Origin of the sequence: Thermomonas sp. (assembly GCF_025993755.1) — a bacterium.
Lineage (GTDB): Bacteria > Pseudomonadota > Gammaproteobacteria > Xanthomonadales > Xanthomonadaceae > Thermomonas.
In genome coordinates this window covers 1-15,990 of sequence record NZ_JAMQHN010000053.1, presented here as the reverse complement: position 1 = coordinate 15,990, position 15,990 = coordinate 1, and the positions used below count along the sequence as shown (strand labels likewise).

Here is a 15,990-nt window from a genome sequence, read left to right as displayed (position 1 = left end):
GGTCGGCGAGCGCCCTAACCGGGCGCGACGACCAGCCGGTCGCGACCACCGCGCTTGGCCTCGTACAGCGCGTGGTCGGCGCGGGCGATGGCCGCATCGAGGTCTTCGCCGTTCGCCACGAAGGTGAGCCCGAACGAAGCGCGCAGGGCGATCTTGCTGCCGTCCTCCGCCTGCAGATCGATCCCGTGCAGGGTCAGGCGAAGGCGCTCCACGCGTGCGGCGGCGCCGTCGGGCTCCAGCAATGCGATGAATTCCTCGCCGCCCCAGCGCGCGACCAACTCGTGCGCGCTGGGTATGGCGCCGAGGGCGCTGGCGACGGCGCGCAGGGCCTCGTCGCCGGTGGCGTGGCCGTGGCGGTCGTTGATCTGCTTGAAGTGATCGACGTCGATCATCACCAGCGCGCCCGGCGCATCGTGCAGGCGCGCGCGAGTGCTCTCGATGAAGCTGCGGCGGTTGGCCAGACCGGTCAGGGCGTCGGTGCGGGACAGCAGTGCCAGTTGCCGGTTGGCGGCCTCCAACTGCTCGGTCCGCAACTGGACCCGTTGCTCCAACCCGGTGCGCAGGTCCTGCAACTCCCGATGCTCGCGGTCGTAGCGCATGCGCATGGCCCTCGCCGCACACACGTAGAGGAAGGAGAAGCCGAAAACCGGCGTGCCGTAGACCCGTGGCAGGAGTCCCTGGTCGGAAAGCACGTCGTAGATCAGGATGAGGAACAGCAGGCTGAGCCCCTGCGCGATGACGTGTGCTTCTGGATCGCCGGAGCGGGCGCTGCGGATGGCTTGCCACATCGCGGTCAGCAGGAACAGGACGGCTGCCAGCATCATCGCCGCGGCCACCGGTGCTGCCGGCAGGACGAAGATCAATCCTGGCGCGACGAGGGTCGCCGACTCGACGATCCGGACGTGCTTGCCTGAGCGGCGGTGGACGATCGCCAGGGTGAGCTCATGGAGGCTGACCAGGGCGAGCGCGACACCCAGCATGTTGACTGCGCCCAGCCATCCGGCGTGGGGGTCCGTGTCGGTGCGCAGGGCAAAGCCGCTGATGTCCACCAGCAGCGCGCCGGTGGCCGAGAGCGCCAGCCACAGGTGCGTGCGCCGATGGCGGCGATGCCACCACAGATCGACCTGGTTGATGATGGTCAACGCATAGACCCCGGCGCCGAAGGCATCGATCAGGTGGATTGCCGTGGGGGGTGGGAGGGCCATGCAATCAGGGTACCGCCATATGCGCCCGGGAGGCAGGCCTCAGCGGAGGACGACCTGCAGGCTGATCCCCAGACCGCGCATTTCCTCCGCAGCGCCTTCCAGGTCGGCGCGCAGCAGGGGGTGCGTCTGCAGCCAGCGACCATCGACGGCGAGCGTCAGGCCCTCGCCCATGGTCTGCAACTGGAGGCCGGCGATGGCGTCACCGGTGCGCGAGCGGTGCAGCAGGACCGCCAGCCGCAGCAGTGCCGCGCTGCGGCGTACGGAGGCCAGCCGCCGCTCGGGGATGGCGTCGAAGGCCGGTTTCGGGACCTTGCGGCGCTGGGTGCGCACCAGCGCGGCGAGGCAGGCCTGGCCCTGGCGCGAGAAGCCGGCGATGTCGGAGTGCTCCAGCACGTAGGCGCCGTGGACGTGGTAGCCGCTGTGGGCGATGGCCAGTCCGACTTCGTGCAGCCGCGCCGCCCGCGCCAGCATCGCGCGGTCCTCGCCGGTCAGGCGCCAGCCGTCGGCGGCCTGGTCGAACAGCTGCAGCGCAGTCGCCTCCACCCGCGCCGCCTGCGCGGCGTCGACGCCGTAGCGCTGCATCAGCGCGGCCACCGACGCGTCGCGCGGATCGTCACCGCCACCGCGACCCAGCAGGTCGTACAGCACGCCCTCGCGCAGCGCGGCGCTGCTGACCTGCATGCGCTGCAGGTCGAGCGCGGTGAACACCGCCTCCAGCACCAGCACGCCACCGGCGAAGATCGGCCGGCGGTCATCCGACAGGGTCGGCAGGGTGATGGCGTCGATGCGGTCGAAGCGCAGCAGGCGCTCGCGCACCTGCACCAGCGCCTCGCGGGTGATCGCACCCTTGCCCAGTTTCAGCGCCAGGCAGATGTTGCTGATCGCGCGGTTGGTGCCGGAGGTGCCGATCGCCTCGTCCCAGCCGAGGTCGCGGTAGGTGGCGGCGAACTGCTGGAACTCGGCGGTGATCTCGGTCAGCGCGGCCTGCCAGCGGCGCGGCGAGAGCCGACCGTTGGGAAAGAATCGGCGGGTGCTGGCGATGCAGCCGGCCTGCAGGCTTTCGCGTTCCAGCGGGGTGAAACCACGGCCGATGATGCACTCGGTCGAGCCGCCGCCGATGTCGATCACCAGCCGCTTCTGGTCCTTGCGCGGGGGCTCGGCGTGGGCGACCCCGAGGTAGATCAGGCGCGCCTCCTCGCGGCCGGAAATGACGTCGATGCCGTGGCCCAGGCGGGCTTCGGCCGGGCGCAGGAAGGTCTCCGGATTGCGCAGCCGGCGCACCGCGTTGGTCGCCACCGCGCGGATGTGGTGGGGCTCCAGCGCGGCGATGCGCTGGCCGAAACGTTCCAGGCAGGCCAGAGCGCGCGCCTGCACCGCCGGGGCGAGGCGGCCGGAGGCGTCCAGGCCCTCCGCCAGCCGCACGGTCTCGCGCAGGCGATCGACCACGCGCAGCTGGCCGAGCACGCGTTGCGCGACCACCATGTGGAAGCTGTTCGAACCGAGGTCGACCGCGGCCAGCAGGTCGCCTTCGTGCGGCGGTTCCGGCGCGGGCTGTCGGCGGGAGTCGGAAACGGTCATCGTGGCAGGAATTCCAGTCGCGCGAGTTGTGCCGAAAAGGGCGTGGCATCCGCACCGGGGACGCATTTGCGGTAGTCGCCGTCGGCGCCCAGCAGCCAGGCGTCCTGGTTGTCGGCCAGATAGTCGAGCAGTCCTTCCTGCAGCACCCGGCGGGCCTGTGCGGGATCGAGGATGGGAAAGGCGATTTCCACCCGCCGCAGCAGGTTGCGCTCCAGCCAGTCCGCGGAGGAGCAGAACAGCTCCGGCGCGCCGTCGTTCTCGAACCACCAGACGCGGTGGTGTTCGAGGAAGCGGCCGACGATCGAGCGCACGCGGATGTTGTCCGAGATACCGGCGATGCCGGGCCGCAGCGCGCAGGCGCCGCGCACGATCAGATCGATTGCCACGCCTGCCTGGGAGGCCTCATAGAGCGCGCGTACCACCGCGGGTTCGTTGATCGCGTTCATCTTGGCGAGGATCCGCGCCTTGCGGCCCTGCCTGGCGTGTTCGGCCTCGCGCCGGATTTTCTCCAGCACGCCGTGGTGCAGGGTGAACGGCGATTCCAGCAGCCGCGCCAGCCGCAGCGGCGCGGCCAGCCCGGAGAGCTGCTGGAAGATCAGGTGCACGTCGTTGCCGATCTCGGGGTTGGCGGTCATCAGCCCGAAGTCGGTGTAGGCGCGCGCGGTGTCGCTGTGGTAGTTGCCGGTGGACAGATGCACGTAGCGACGCAGCGCGCCGTCCTCGCGACGCACCACCAGCAGCATCTTGGCGTGCGCCTTGTGTCCGACCACGCCGTAGACCACCTGCACCCCGGCGTCCTGCAGGCGGTCGGCCAGGCGAAGATTGGCCTCTTCATCGAAGCGCGCCCGCAGTTCCACTACCACCGTCACGTCCTTGCCACCGCGCGCGGCGCGCACGAGATGCTCGACGATCGGCGACTCGCGGGCGGTGCGGTACAGGGTCTGCTTGATCGCCAGCACATCCGGGTCGTCGGCGGCCTGGCGCACCAGTTCCAGCACCGGCGCGAAGCCGTCGCCCGGATGGTGCAGCAGCAGATCGCCCTCGCGCAGGCGTTCGAACATGGCGTCCATGCCCTGCGGCAGGCGGGGCTGGAACGGCGGGAACTTCAGATCCGGCCGGTCCACCATGCCGCAGACCTGGGCGACGCGGCTGAGGTTGACCGGGCCGTGGATGCGGTACAGCGCGTGCGCCGACAGGCCGAAGTTTTCCAGCAGCAGATCGACCACCTCCTGCGGGCAGCCGGCGTCGATTTCCAGCCGCTCGGCGCGAAGATATCCGCGACCGGCCAACTCGTCCTGCAGCGCCAGCGCGAGGTTGTCCACCGCATCCTCGAGCACGTTCAGCTCGGCGTTGCGGGTGACTCGGAACTGGTGGGCGCCGAGCACGTGCATCCCCGGGAACAGGTCCTGGGCGAAGGCCGACAGGACCGAACTGAGGAACACGAAATCTTCGCCGTCTTCGGCATTGGCAGTGTGTGCGGGCAGGCGGATGATGCGTGGCAGCGAACGCGGCGCGCGCACCACGGCCAGATGCCCCTCGCGGCCGAAAGCGTCGCGCCCTTCCAGCACCACGACCACGTTCAGCGACTTGTTGAGGATCTTCGGGAATGGATGGGCCGGATCCAGTGCCAGCGGCGAGAGCACCGGCATGATCTCGGACTGGAAATGGGCGCGCAGCCACCGGGCTTGCCGCGGCGTCCACTCGTGGCGATCCGGCAGGCGGATGCCCTGCGCGGCGAGTGCGGGCTTGAGTGAATCTTGGAAGCAGCGGTACTGGCCATCCACCAGCCGCGCAGCGCGCTCATGGATGCGTTCGAGCAACCGCGCCGGGGCGATGCCGTCGCGCCCGGCCGGCAGGCCCAGTTCGGCGGAATGGCGAACCGCGCCGACGCGGATCTCGAAGAATTCGTCGAGGTTGGTGCAGGAGATGCACAGGAAGCGCAGCCGTTCCAGCAGTGGCAGCGACGGGTCGCACGCTTGCGCGAGCACCCGCAGGTTGAAATCGATCTGGCCAAGCTCGCGGTTGGCGTACAGGGACGGGTCGTCGAGCGAGGGAACGGTGCCGTTCATGCGCCGGCCCCGGCGGTGCCGCTCGCTGTCTCTCGAGGCAGCGTGCGTTCGGGGGGGAAGCGGCAGGTGAACACGCTGCCGACGCCCGGCGTGCTCTCGATCACGAGGCATGCCCCGTGCTGCCCCAATACATGCTTGACGATCGCCAGGCCCAGCCCGGTGCCGCCGGTATCGCGCGACCGGCTGGTGGAGACGCGGTAGAAGCGCTCGGTCAGGCGCGGCAGATGCTCTGCGGGGATGCCGGTGCCGGTGTCGCGCACGCTCAGTTCGGCGCCACCGTCGGCGTTGCGGGCGAAGCGCAGAAGAATTTCGCCGCCTTCCGGGGTATAGCGCACGGCATTGCTGAGGAGGTTGGAGAATGCGCTGTGCAGATCCCTCGCCGCGCCGCGCAGGTCGAATGCGGCGGCGTCTTCCTCCCGAATGCGGTGGCGGCCGGCGCTGAGGGCTTCGGCCTCGCGGATGAGGTGGGCAAGCAGGGACGGCATCGGCACCCGTTCGTCCGGCGGCTGCTCGTTGCCTTCCAGCCGCGACAGGGTCATCAGGTCCTCCACCAGCCGGGTCATGCGTTCGGACTGGCGGCGCATTTCCGCCAGCAACGGGGCGGATTCGGCGGGTTCCTGTCCGTCCAGCAGTTCGAGGTAGCCGTGGATCACGGTCAACGGCGTGCGCAGTTCGTGGGAGACGTTGGCAACGAAGTCGCGGCGCATGTGCTCCAGGTGCAGCAGGCGGCTGACGTCGCGTGCCAGCAGCAGCCACAGGTCGTCCGAATACGGCAGCAGGCGCAGGTCGAGGCGCAGGGCGGGATCGACCGGCGAGGCCACGTCGCGCAGCGGCTCGGCGTTGCGACCCCCGGCCAGCCAGCGCGCCATCGGCAGCGGCGCCAGCGCCTTCGCCAAGGGGGCGTCGCGGTCGCGCGGGTAGTGCAGCCCGAGCAGGCGGGTGGAGGCCTCGTTGAACCAGACCAGGCGCTGGCTGTTGCGCTCGACCACGAGGATGGCGTCGGGAAGCGTGGCCGCGGCGGTGCGGTAGGCGCGCAGCAGGCCCAGCAGCCGACGCCGACGCGCCCGGGTTTCGGCGTGGCCGCGATCGATCAGGCTTGCGAGTGCGCCCCAGGCGTCGCGCCGTGAGGGTGGCGTGACGCGCTGGCGCGCATCGAGCCGCCGCAGCACGCCGCGCAGGGTTCGGGCCTGCCAGCCCAGCGCGACCAGTGCGGCCAGCGCCAGTCCCGCCCACGGCCGGCCGACGGCCAGGCCCAACGCGAGGCCAAGCGCCAGCCAGGCCAGCAGCCGGAGCAGGGTCGTGGTCCACGCGGCGCGCAGGAGATCGGGCATGCGTCCAGTCTAAGGCAGTGCTGATCAAGTCCATCCTGGCCTTGATCAGCAGTCGCACGTCCATGTGCCACGGGAAATGCTGACTTTTTCAGCGTTGCCCCAAGGGTTCATGCCGGCTCGGGGTTCCACGCGACGCGCTGGTGGATCGAGAAAATGGAAGCGGGAGCGTGCCTCATTCCAGCGCGGACAGACGGTAGCCGGCGCCGCGCACGGTCTGCACCATCGCCTCCAGCCCGTGCGGTTCCAGCGCCCGGCGCAGGCGCAGGACGTGGGCGTCGACGGTGCGCTCCTCGATATGGACGCTGCCGCCCCAGACATGGTCGAGCAGCTTGGCGCGGCTGTGGACGCGCTCGCGCTGGCGCATCAGGAACTGCAGCAGCCGCAGCTCGGTCGGGCCAATGGCGATCACCACCGAACCCGAATCGTCGTCCTTGAACACGCGCTGGGTGGCCGGATCCAGGCGCAGCGCACCGATCCGCAGCTGGCCGTCTTCGGCGCCGTCGCCGGCGCGGCGAAGCACCGCGCGCACCCGCGCCAGCAGTTCGCGGGTGGAAAACGGCTTGACCACGTAGTCGTCGACGCCGGCTTCCAGCCCACGCACCCGGTCGTCTTCCTCGCCGCGGGCGGTGAGCATGATGATCGGCACGCTGCGCGTGGCGTCCTCGCGCCGCCAGCGCTGCGCCAGGTCCAGCCCGCTGCTGCCGGGCAGCATCCAGTCGAGCAGGATCAGGTCGGGGACGCGTTCGGCGATCAGCGCCTGCGCCGCCGCCGCGTTCGCGGCGATGACCGGGGCATAGCCATCGCGCCGCAGCGCGTAAGCCAGCATCGCGCTGATCGCGGGTTCGTCTTCGACGATCAGGAGGCGTTGCTGCATGGACGAGGCGTGCGTTGCGGAGGCGGGATGTGCAAGCGCAGGGCGGACTTCAACGCGCCTGCACGCCGAAGCTCAGGCGTCCACCGGTCACTTCTTCGTCGCGGATGCCCTGGCGCCGCAGCTCCAGCACGATCGGTGTAATCGCGGCGATGCGGGCGTCGATCCGACTGCGGGCGTAGTAGTCGAGGTCGGTGCGTTTCTTCAGGTTGTTGAGCTGGACCAGGGCCTGCTCCGGGCGGCCGCCGAGATATGCGGCTTCGGCCCAGGCCTCGCCGGCGCGCACCGGATCGCCGGCGATTTCGTTGGCGCGTGCGTAAGCCTGCTGGAACATCGGGTTGTCGGCGTTGCTGGAAAGCAGCGGGCGCAGCACCGCGACCGCACGGGTTCCGGCGGCAGGCGTGTTGCGGTCGGCAAGGACGCGGGCATAGCTCAGCGCGACCGCGGCGCGGGTCGGCATCCGCGCCAGCAGCGCCTCGAATCGGCGATCGGCTTCGGCGGTGTGGCCGCTGGCGGATTCCACTTCCGCAGTCGTCACCTGCACCCACAGATTGTCCGGATGCGTCTGCAGCAAGGGCTGCAATTCCTTCAGTGCCTGCGCGTTCTGGCCGGCCTGCTGGTGGGCCACGGCCAGGCCATAGCGCCGGGCATCGTCCAGCGGCTTGGTTGCCTGCATCTGCTGGTATTCGCGGATGGCCTGTGCGGGCGTGGACGCGCTGAATACGCGCATGCGCTCGCGGGCGTAGTCGAAGCGCGCTCCGTCGGGATGGACGGCTGACGCAGGCTGCGCGGGCGCCAGTTGCAGGCCCGGCGGCAGCAGCGGATTGCGCGCCGCGGTCAGGCTGGTGAAACCGGTGGACTGTGGTTCAAGCTTGGCGGCGCGCTCGCGCGCCTCGCTGATCCGGGCCAGGGTGAGCGGATGGGTTTGCAGGTAGTCGGGCACCTGGCCGCGGAGGTCGCCCTGGTTCATCTGCACCCAGGACTGCAGGGTCTGGAAAAAGTCGGCCATCGCCTCCGGTCGGTAGCCGGCGCGCGCGAGGGTGCGGATGCCGATCCGGTCGGCTTCGGCCTCGTTTTCGCGGGTGTAGGTGATCTGGCGCTGTTGCAGCAGGCCCATGCCGGTCATGATCGCCGCCGTCGTCGCATCGCCGCGATCGGTGCTGCCGCCTGACTGCTGGGCTGCGATGATGGCGCCCAGGGTTGCCAGCAGAATGGGGAGGCTCTCGCGCTGGGCCTTCTCGGCGCCGCGCAGGACGTGCTCCTGGGTGACGTGCGAGATTTCATGGGCCAGCACACCGGCAACCTCGTCCTCGGTGTCGGCCGCCAGCACCAGCCCGGCGTTGACCGCGACATAGCCGCCGAGGGTGGCGAAGGCGTTGATTTCCCGCACCCGCAGCAGGAAGAAGGTGTAATGCTGTTGCGGCTTGGCGCTGGCCGCGCCGAGGCGCTGGCCGACGTCGTCGAGCCAGTCGTCCAGCAGCGGATCGTCGAGCACGTAGCCGGCGTGACGCAGCTGCGCCAGCACCATGGCGCCGTACTGGTCCTGCTGCACAGGCGAAAGCAGGGTGCCGGCGGACGAGCCCATGTCCGGCAGACGGCTGTCCTGCGCCGCGGCCACGCCGACGGTCAGCAGCAGGGTCAGGGCGAGGGTCGGCAGGCGTCGTTTCATCGGTACAGGATGCCGTGGCCGCGTTCGGCGCGGGTGAACGGGGCTTGAGCGACTGGAATTTCACGCCATCGCCCCGATACTGTCGCCTTGCCAGCCCCCAGTGGAGCGTTCCGTGAGCGACACCCAGACCCCGGTCATCACCATCTACAGCACGGCGCAATGCCCGTACTGCGTGATGGCCAAGAATTTTCTCAAGAGCAAGGGCCGGACATGGACCGAGGTCCGGATCGACGCCGACCCGGCAGAGCGCGAGAAGATGGTCGCGCTGACCCACCGCGCCAGCGTGCCGCAGATTTTCATCGGCAAGGTGCATGTGGGCGGCTACGACGACATGATGGCGCTGCACCGCGCCGGCAAGCTCGATGGCTTGCTGGACAACGGCACGGCGGTCTGAACCGGAAACGATGGAGATCGCCATGGCCGATAGCGACGACCGGGTGAAGGAATTCACCGAATTCCGCCAGCGCATGAACCAGCGCATCCTCGACGAGCCCAATCAGGTCGTCCGGCGGTTCTTCGCGCTCGACACCCAGACCTACCAGGCCGGCGCGCTGGACGTGAAGACCAAGGAACTGTGCGGACTGGTCGCTTCGATGGTGCTGCGCTGCGACGATTGCATCAGCTACCACGTCGCCCAGTGCCGCGATGCGGGCGTCACCCGTGCCGAATTGTTCGACGTGTTCTCGGTCGCGCTGGTGGTCGGCGGTTCGATCGTGATCCCGCACCTGCGTCGCGCGGTGGATTTTCTCGACCGGCTCGAACTCGGCGCCGCCGACGCTCCGGCTGCGCACGACCACGTTGATCCAGTGTGAACTGAACCGCTCCGCTTCCGGGTCGTGCCTGCCGGCATCCGGTCTGCGATAATGCACGGCTGCAATCCTGCATGACGCCACGCCCCGTGCGTGGCGTCGGCCTGTATGGAAACCCCGAACAATGACCACGATCACGATCATCCCCGGCGACGGCATCGGTCCGGAAATCATGGACGCCGCGCTGCACGTCCTTGATGCGCTGCAGGTGGGCTTCAACTACGAATTCGCCGACGCCGGCGTCGCGGCGCTGGAGAAGCACGGCGAGCTGTTGCCGGTCGCGACCCTGGAGTCGATCCGTCGCAACAAGGTGGCGCTGAAGTCCCCCCTGACGACCCCGGTGGGCGGAGGGTTCTCCTCGATCAACGTCGCCTTGCGCAAGCACTTCGACCTGTACGCCAACGTGCGACCGGCCAAGAGCTTCCCCAATACGCGCTCGCGCTTCCCGACCGGTGTCGATCTGATCACGGTGCGTGAAAACACCGAGGGCATGTACATCGGCGAAGGTCAGGACGTTTCGACCGACGGCGAAACCGCGGTGCTCACCTCGAAGGTCACGCACCATGGCGCGGAGCGGATCGTGCGCTATGCCTTCGAGCTGGCGCGCAAGACCGGGCGCAGGAAGGTGACGGTGGTCCACAAGGCCAACATCCTCAAATCCACTTCGGGCCTGTTCCTGAAGACCGCGCGCGAAGTCGCCGCACGCTACGCCGACATCGAATGCAACGAGCTGATCGTCGACAACACCTGCATGCAGCTGGTGATGCGCCCGGAGCAGTTCGACATCATCGTCACCACCAATCTGTTCGGCGACATCATTTCCGATCTGTGCGCCGGCCTGGTCGGCGGCCTCGGTCTGGCGCCGGGCGCCAACATCGGCGAGGACGTGGCGATCTTCGAGGCGGTGCACGGCTCGGCGCCCGACATCGCCGGCAAGGGCATCGCCAATCCCTGTGCGTTGCTGCTGGGCGTGGGCCAGATGCTCGACCACACCGGCAAACCGGAGCTGGCCAATGCCCTGCGCGATGCCATCGTCGCCACCCTGGAGGCGAAGGATTCGTTGACGCCGGATATGGGCGGCAGCGGCAACACGATGGGCTTTGCCAAGGCGATCGCAAGCCGGCTTTGAGACGGCGGCTTGCTGGCTTGCATGGTGTGATGTGCAAGCAGGCGTGAATGGATGAGGATCGGGAGCCCTTCGGCGCGAATGTCCTCCGGCACCGACCAAAGGTCGTCGCCTCCCCCTTGATTTCGCGCCGAAGGGTTCCCGATCCTCATCCGCGCAGTAGTCGGCCATCGAACCAAAGAAAAAGGGCGCCTTGCGGCGCCCTTTGCGTGAGCCGGTTGCGAGAAAGTCAGTTGCGCGACTGCAGCTTCGACAGCAGGCGCAGGATTTCCAGGTACAGCCACACCAGCGTCACCAGCAGCCCGAAGGCGGCGTACCACTCCATGTACTTCGGCGCGCCGCGCTCGGCACCCTGCTCGATGAAGTCGAAATCCAGCACCAGGTTCAGCGCTGCCACGACCACCACCACCGCGCTGAAGCCGATCCCCAGCGCGCTGTTGCCGTTGATGAAGCTCATTCCCTGGAAGCCGAACAGGTTCATGCCCAGCTGCGCCAGGTACATCAGGGCGATGCCGCCGGTGGCGGCGACCACGCCGAGCTTGAAATTCTCGGTCGCCTTGATCAGGCCGCTGCGGTAGGCCATCAGCAGGGCGGCCAGGGTGCCGAAGGTGGCAAATACCGCCTGCACCACGATGCCGGGGAAGCGCAGTTCGAACATCGCGGACACGGCGCCGAGGAACAGGCCTTCGAGGATGGCGTAAACCGGCGCGGTGAACGGCGACCACTCCTTCTTGAAAATGGTGATCAGCGCGAACACGAAACCGCCGATCGCGCCTCCCCAGACGTAGGCGGTGACGGCGCCCGGGTTGCCGGCCGCCAGTGCCGCGGAGAACTGCGACCAGCTGAACAGTGCGCCGACGAGGGTCAACACCAGCAGCAATGCGGTCTTGTTGACGGTGCCGTTGAGAGTCATCGCTCCGCTGTCGCTGCGGACGACGCTGCCGCTGCCCAGGTCGAGGAAGGTCTTGTCGGAGAGTGCGGGGTTGCCGCTGCGCATGATGGCCATGATGTGCTTCGTGTCCGGGTTGGGGATGCGGCAGCGCCGCTTGCAGGTGAGCATAACTCGACCGCCCCGGCCGTGCAGAAGGCAGGCTGAACGGGGATTCAATGCTGCGTCAATGCGAAAGGCGGGACTCGAACCCGCACGCCTTGCGGCACTGGAACCTAAATCCAGGGCGTCTGCCAATTCCGCCACTTTCGCGCTGGCAGGATTGTAGCGGGTGGCGCAAACAAGAACGCCCGGCGGAGGCCGGGCGCTTCGGGGATGGTGGGCCGTCAAGGGTGAGCGGGGCTTTCGAGCCGCATGGCGGCGAGCCCGCGAACGCCCTGCGCGCTGCAACGCGCAGGGCCGGACCCGCGCAGCGGGCGAACCGCAGGTTCGAATCCGGGTGTCTGCGGGTGGCGCAAACAAGAACGCCCGGCGGAGGCCGGGCGCTTCGGGGATGGTGGGCCGTCAAGGATTCGAACCTTGGACCTACTGATTAAGAGTCAGCTGCTCTACCAACTGAGCTAACGGCCCCGAAAGGACGCGAATTGTAGCAAGCCGCCGCGATCCTGCAAATGCACACGTCGCGGCTGCGGGAAGATGGGGTGGCTGATGGGACTCGAACCCACGACATCTGGAATCACAATCCAGGACTCTAACCAACTGAGCTACAGCCACCATATTTGAAAAAGCCTGCACGTCCATCCATGGAATCCATGCCGCACGCCGCCAACCGAATGGTGCGCCCGGCAGGAATCGAACCTGCAACCCCCGGCTTAGAAGGCCGGTGCTCTATCCGGTTGAGCTACGGGCGCCCGAACCGAAGCTTCGCGATGCGGTGCCGGAATGGTCGGGGTAGAGGGATTCGAACCCCCGACATCCTGCTCCCAAAGCAGGCGCGCTACCAGACTGCGCTATACCCCGCCGGCGGCACCGCCCCGCCGCTGCGCGCAACGATCCATGTTGCACCCGGACGGCGAAGGGTCGGGCATTGTCGGCGGTGTCCCCCATGCCTGTCAACGCGATCCGGGATGGAACGTGACAGGAAGGGGGCAAATAAGCGAAACTAGCAAGTTCCGCAGCGACGATCGTCGGCTGCTTCCGTCCGGAAGCGCCCGGTCCGTTGCAACCCATCCCGTCACCGCGGATTCCCGGAGAGTCCGCCCAGAGAATCCGCCCAGGAGTCATCGCATCATGCAAGTTTCGGTCGAGTCCAACGGCTCCCTCGAGCGCCGCGTCGTTTTCAGCCTGCCTTCCGAAGACATCAATGCCCAGGTCGGCAACCGCCTGCGCGAGATCGCCCGCACCGTGCGCATCAAGGGGTTCCGCCCCGGCAAGGTGCCGTCCAAGGTGGTCGAACAGCGCTTTGGCGACCAGGTTCGCGCCGAAATCGTCGATGGCCTGGTGCGCGAGGGCCTCGACAAGGCGGTGCGCGAGAACGAACTGAAGGTGGCCGGCCTGCCGCAGGTGACGGTCGACGACAGTGCGGCCGAAGGCGAACTCAAGTACGTCGCCTCGGTCGAGCTGGTGCCGGACTTCGGCGAACTCGACATGGAGAAGCTCGAAGTCGTGCGCAATACCGCCGAGGTGACCGAGGACGACATCGACCGCATGCTCGACAACCTGCGCGTGCAGCGCGCGACCTGGGCCAAGGTGGAGCGTGAAGCCAAGCCCGGCGACCTGGCCAACCTGGAAATTTCCAGCACCGTCGATGGCGTGCGCACGCCGGCCGAAGGCATGGAAAAGACCAGCACGGTGCTGGGCTCGGCCGCCATCTATCCGGAAGTCGAGGCGGCCATCGTCGGCATGAAGCCGGGCGAGGAGAAGACCCTCGACGTCACCCTGCCGGTGGACTGGCACATGCCGCAGTTCGCCGGCAAGACCGTCACCTCGACGTTCCACCTGATCGACGTTTCCGAGCAGGTGTTGCCCGAGGTCAATGCCGCATTCATCCGCAGCTTCGGCATCAAGAGCGGCGAAGAGGAGCAGTTCCGCAAGGAGATCCGCAGCAACCTCGAGCGCGAGCTCAAGGGCGCGCTGATGATGCGCCTGCGCACCTCGGTCGGCGATGCCCTGGTCGCCGCCTACAAGGATGTCGAGCTGCCGCCGCGCCTGGTCGAGACCGAGGCGCGGAACCTGCACGCCAGCGCGGCCGAGGACGCCCGCCGCCGCGGCCAGCAGCTCACCGCCGACGAGGAAGCCTTCCAGGACGCCGCCCGCAAGCGCGTGCTGGTGGGACTTCTGGTCGGCGAGATCGCCCGGCGCAACAACCTGCAGCTCGAGCGCGAGCGGCTGGAGGAGATGCTGCGCCTGATCGCTTCCACCTACGAGCAGCCCGAGCAGGTGTTCGCGCTGTATCGCAACGACCCGCGGATGATGCAGAACCTGCAGAACCGGGTGATGGAGGAGCAGGTGATCGACTGGATCGCCGAGCGCGCCAAACACACCGAGGTGACGCTCAGCTTCCAGGAAGCGCTGGAGCGCTGAGCCTCGGGGGCCGGAACTTTCCGGCCGCAGACCGACTCCACACGATGACGATTTGAACGAGCGATGCCGATGGAACCGATCAAAGCCCTGAACCTGGTGCCGATGGTGGTCGAACAGACCAGCCGGGGCGAACGCGCCTACGACATCTATTCGCGCTTGCTGAAGGAGCGGGTGATCTTCCTGGTGGGCGGGATCGACGACCACGTGGCCAACGTGATCGTCGCACAGATGCTGTTCCTCGAGGCCGAGAATCCCGAGAAGGACATCAGCCTCTACATCAACTCGCCGGGCGGCATCGTGACGGCGGGCATGGCGATCTACGACACCATGCAGTACATCAAGCCGGACGTGAGCACGATCTGCGTCGGGCAGGCGGCGTCGATGGGCGCGGTGCTGCTGGCGGCGGGTGCGCCGGGCAAGCGCTACGCGCTGCCGAACTCGCGGGTGATGATCCACCAGCCGCTGGGCGGAGCGCAGGGCCAGGCGGCCGACATCGACATCCAGGCGCGCGAGATCCTGTCGATGCGCGAGCGCCTGAACGAGATCCTGGCCCGCCACACCGGCCAGCCGATCGAGACCATTGCGCGCGACACCGACCGCGACAACTTCAAGAGCGCCGAGGCGGCGCGAGACTACGGGCTGGTGGACGAGGTTCTCAGCCGGCGTCCGGACGAATCGGTCCAGGCCGGATGATGCAGGCGGGAAATCCCCGCCAAACTACGGACATTGCCGATCCGGGGCTGGCGTATAGTACGATCGGGTCGGCGCGATCCCGGTCGCAGGCGAGTGGCGAATGAGCGAAGACAGAACGGGCCGCAGCAGCGGCGACAGCGGCAAGATCCTCTACTGCTCTTTCTGTGGGAAGAGTCAGCACGAGGTGCGCAAGCTGATCGCAGGTCCGAGCGTGTTCATCTGCGATGAATGCGTCGACCTGTGCAACGACATCATTCGCGAGGAACTGGAGGACAAGGCCCAGTCCACCCGCAGTTCGCTGCCCAAGCCGCGCGAGATCCTCGAGGTTCTCGACCAGTACGTGATCGGCCAGCAGCGCGCCAAGCGCACCCTGGCGGTTGCGGTCTACAACCACTACAAGCGCATCGAGAGCCGGCAGAAGTCCGACGAGGTCGAGCTGGCCAAGTCCAACATCCTGCTGGTTGGCCCGACCGGTTCGGGCAAGACGCTGCTGGCGGAAACGCTGGCGCGCATGCTCAACGTGCCGTTCACGATGGCCGATGCCACCACGCTGACCGAAGCCGGCTACGTCGGCGAGGATGTCGAGAACATCATCAGCAAGCTGCTGCAGAACTGCAACTACGACGTCGAGCGAGCGCAGCGCGGCATTGTCTACATCGACGAGATCGACAAGATCACGCGCAAGAGCGACAACCCGAGCATCACGCGCGATGTCTCCGGCGAGGGCGTTCAGCAGGCGCTGCTCAAGCTCATCGAAGGCACCATGGCCAGCGTTCCGCCGCAGGGCGGCAGAAAGCACCCGAACCAGGATTTTTTGCAGGTGGATACCACCAACATCCTGTTCATCTGCGGCGGCGCTTTCGCGGGGCTGGAAAAAGTGATCGAGAACCGCACCGAGGCCTCGGGCATAGGCTTTGGTGCCACCGTCAGGAGCAAGAAACAGCGCTCATTGACCGAGGTGTTCCAGGACATCGAGCCCGAGGACCTGATCAAGTTCGGCCTGATTCCGGAGCTTGTGGGACGCATGCCGGTGGTGGCTGCGCTGGCCGAGCTGGGCGAGGATGCCTTGGTGCAAATCCTCACCGAACCCAAGAATGCGTTGGTCAAGCAATACGCTGCGCTGCTGGCGATGGAAGGTGTGGAGCTGGAAATTCGCCCGGCGGCGCT

13 protein-coding genes and 5 tRNA genes are annotated in these 15,990 nt (G+C 67.7%); 6 read left to right on the top strand and 12 right to left on the bottom strand.

Annotated elements, in window-relative coordinates; translation table 11 throughout:
* Positions 1-14: 14 nt before the first annotated feature.
* From Q0X16_RS04040 to Q0X16_RS04015, 6 genes are all read right to left on the bottom strand, one after another.
* Positions 15-1,205: a GGDEF domain-containing protein gene (locus tag Q0X16_RS04040; protein ID WP_297830875.1), complete on the bottom strand. Its 1,191-nt coding sequence runs from the start codon at positions 1,203-1,205 to the stop codon at positions 15-17.
* A gap of 39 nt (positions 1,206-1,244) precedes the next feature.
* Positions 1,245-2,783, bottom strand: a complete 1,539-nt coding sequence (gene ppx / locus Q0X16_RS04035; protein WP_297830873.1) for an exopolyphosphatase — start codon at positions 2,781-2,783, stop codon at positions 1,245-1,247.
* Entirely contained in the window at positions 2,780-4,852 is a 2,073-nt protein-coding gene (gene ppk1, locus Q0X16_RS04030) for a polyphosphate kinase 1 (protein ID WP_297830871.1), read from the bottom strand. Before ppk1 ends, ppx begins: the two co-directional genes overlap by 4 nt.
* The gene (gene phoR, locus Q0X16_RS04025) at positions 4,849-6,183 is read right to left on the bottom strand and encodes a phosphate regulon sensor histidine kinase PhoR (RefSeq protein ID WP_297830869.1); all 1,335 of its coding nucleotides are present in this window, start codon (positions 6,181-6,183) and stop codon (positions 4,849-4,851) included. Before phoR ends, ppk1 begins: the two co-directional genes overlap by 4 nt.
* A gap of 172 nt (positions 6,184-6,355) precedes the next feature.
* The gene (gene phoB / locus Q0X16_RS04020) at positions 6,356-7,057 is read right to left on the bottom strand and encodes a phosphate regulon transcriptional regulator PhoB (protein WP_297830867.1); all 702 of its coding nucleotides are present in this window, start codon (positions 7,055-7,057) and stop codon (positions 6,356-6,358) included.
* Between the two features lie 49 nt (positions 7,058-7,106).
* The gene (locus Q0X16_RS04015) at positions 7,107-8,723 is read right to left on the bottom strand and encodes a M48 family metalloprotease (protein WP_297830865.1); all 1,617 of its coding nucleotides are present in this window, start codon (positions 8,721-8,723) and stop codon (positions 7,107-7,109) included.
* A 112-nt stretch (positions 8,724-8,835) separates the two neighbouring features.
* On the opposite strand from Q0X16_RS04015, the gene grxC reads away from it, so the two are divergent.
* The 3 genes from grxC to Q0X16_RS04000 all read left to right on the top strand — a co-directional run bounded on the left by grxC (position 8,836) and on the right by Q0X16_RS04000 (position 10,661).
* Positions 8,836-9,117: a glutaredoxin 3 gene (gene grxC, locus Q0X16_RS04010; RefSeq protein ID WP_345780274.1), complete on the top strand. Its 282-nt coding sequence runs from the start codon at positions 8,836-8,838 to the stop codon at positions 9,115-9,117.
* A 22-nt stretch (positions 9,118-9,139) separates the two neighbouring features.
* Positions 9,140-9,535 carry a carboxymuconolactone decarboxylase family protein gene (locus Q0X16_RS04005; protein ID WP_297830862.1) on the top strand — a complete coding sequence of 132 codons (396 nt, stop codon included), beginning with the start codon at positions 9,140-9,142 and terminating at the stop codon, positions 9,533-9,535.
* A gap of 121 nt (positions 9,536-9,656) precedes the next feature.
* Positions 9,657-10,661, top strand: coding sequence for an isocitrate dehydrogenase (locus Q0X16_RS04000; protein ID WP_297830860.1), 1,005 nt, complete (start codon positions 9,657-9,659; stop codon positions 10,659-10,661).
* Between the two features lie 226 nt (positions 10,662-10,887).
* Here Q0X16_RS04000 and Q0X16_RS03995 read toward each other — a convergent pair whose 3' ends face one another.
* From Q0X16_RS03995 to Q0X16_RS03970, 6 genes are all read right to left on the bottom strand, one after another.
* A complete protein-coding gene (locus Q0X16_RS03995) occupies positions 10,888-11,655 on the bottom strand; it encodes a Bax inhibitor-1/YccA family protein (RefSeq protein ID WP_297830877.1) in 768 nt (255 codons plus the stop codon).
* Positions 11,656-11,777: 122 nt separating this feature from the next.
* A tRNA-Leu gene (locus Q0X16_RS03990) sits at positions 11,778-11,859 on the bottom strand.
* Between the two features lie 242 nt (positions 11,860-12,101).
* Positions 12,102-12,177: transfer RNA gene (locus Q0X16_RS03985), tRNA-Lys, on the bottom strand.
* A 67-nt stretch (positions 12,178-12,244) separates the two neighbouring features.
* Positions 12,245-12,321: transfer RNA gene (locus tag Q0X16_RS03980), tRNA-His, on the bottom strand.
* Positions 12,322-12,381: 60 nt separating this feature from the next.
* Positions 12,382-12,458: transfer RNA gene (locus tag Q0X16_RS03975), tRNA-Arg, on the bottom strand.
* Between the two features lie 32 nt (positions 12,459-12,490).
* Positions 12,491-12,567: transfer RNA gene (locus Q0X16_RS03970), tRNA-Pro, on the bottom strand.
* A gap of 270 nt (positions 12,568-12,837) precedes the next feature.
* Between Q0X16_RS03970 and tig the strand changes: the two genes are divergently transcribed.
* From tig to clpX, 3 genes are all read left to right on the top strand, one after another.
* Complete coding sequence (gene tig / locus Q0X16_RS03965) at positions 12,838-14,130, top strand: trigger factor (protein WP_297830858.1); 1,293 nt, start codon at positions 12,838-12,840, stop codon at positions 14,128-14,130.
* 69 nt (positions 14,131-14,199) lie between these two features.
* A complete protein-coding gene (clpP, locus tag Q0X16_RS03960) occupies positions 14,200-14,823 on the top strand; it encodes an ATP-dependent Clp endopeptidase proteolytic subunit ClpP (RefSeq protein WP_297830856.1) in 624 nt (207 codons plus the stop codon).
* 100 nt (positions 14,824-14,923) lie between these two features.
* The coding region (gene clpX, locus Q0X16_RS03955; protein WP_297830854.1) for an ATP-dependent Clp protease ATP-binding subunit ClpX at positions 14,924-15,990 on the top strand (1,067 nt) is incomplete at its 3' end.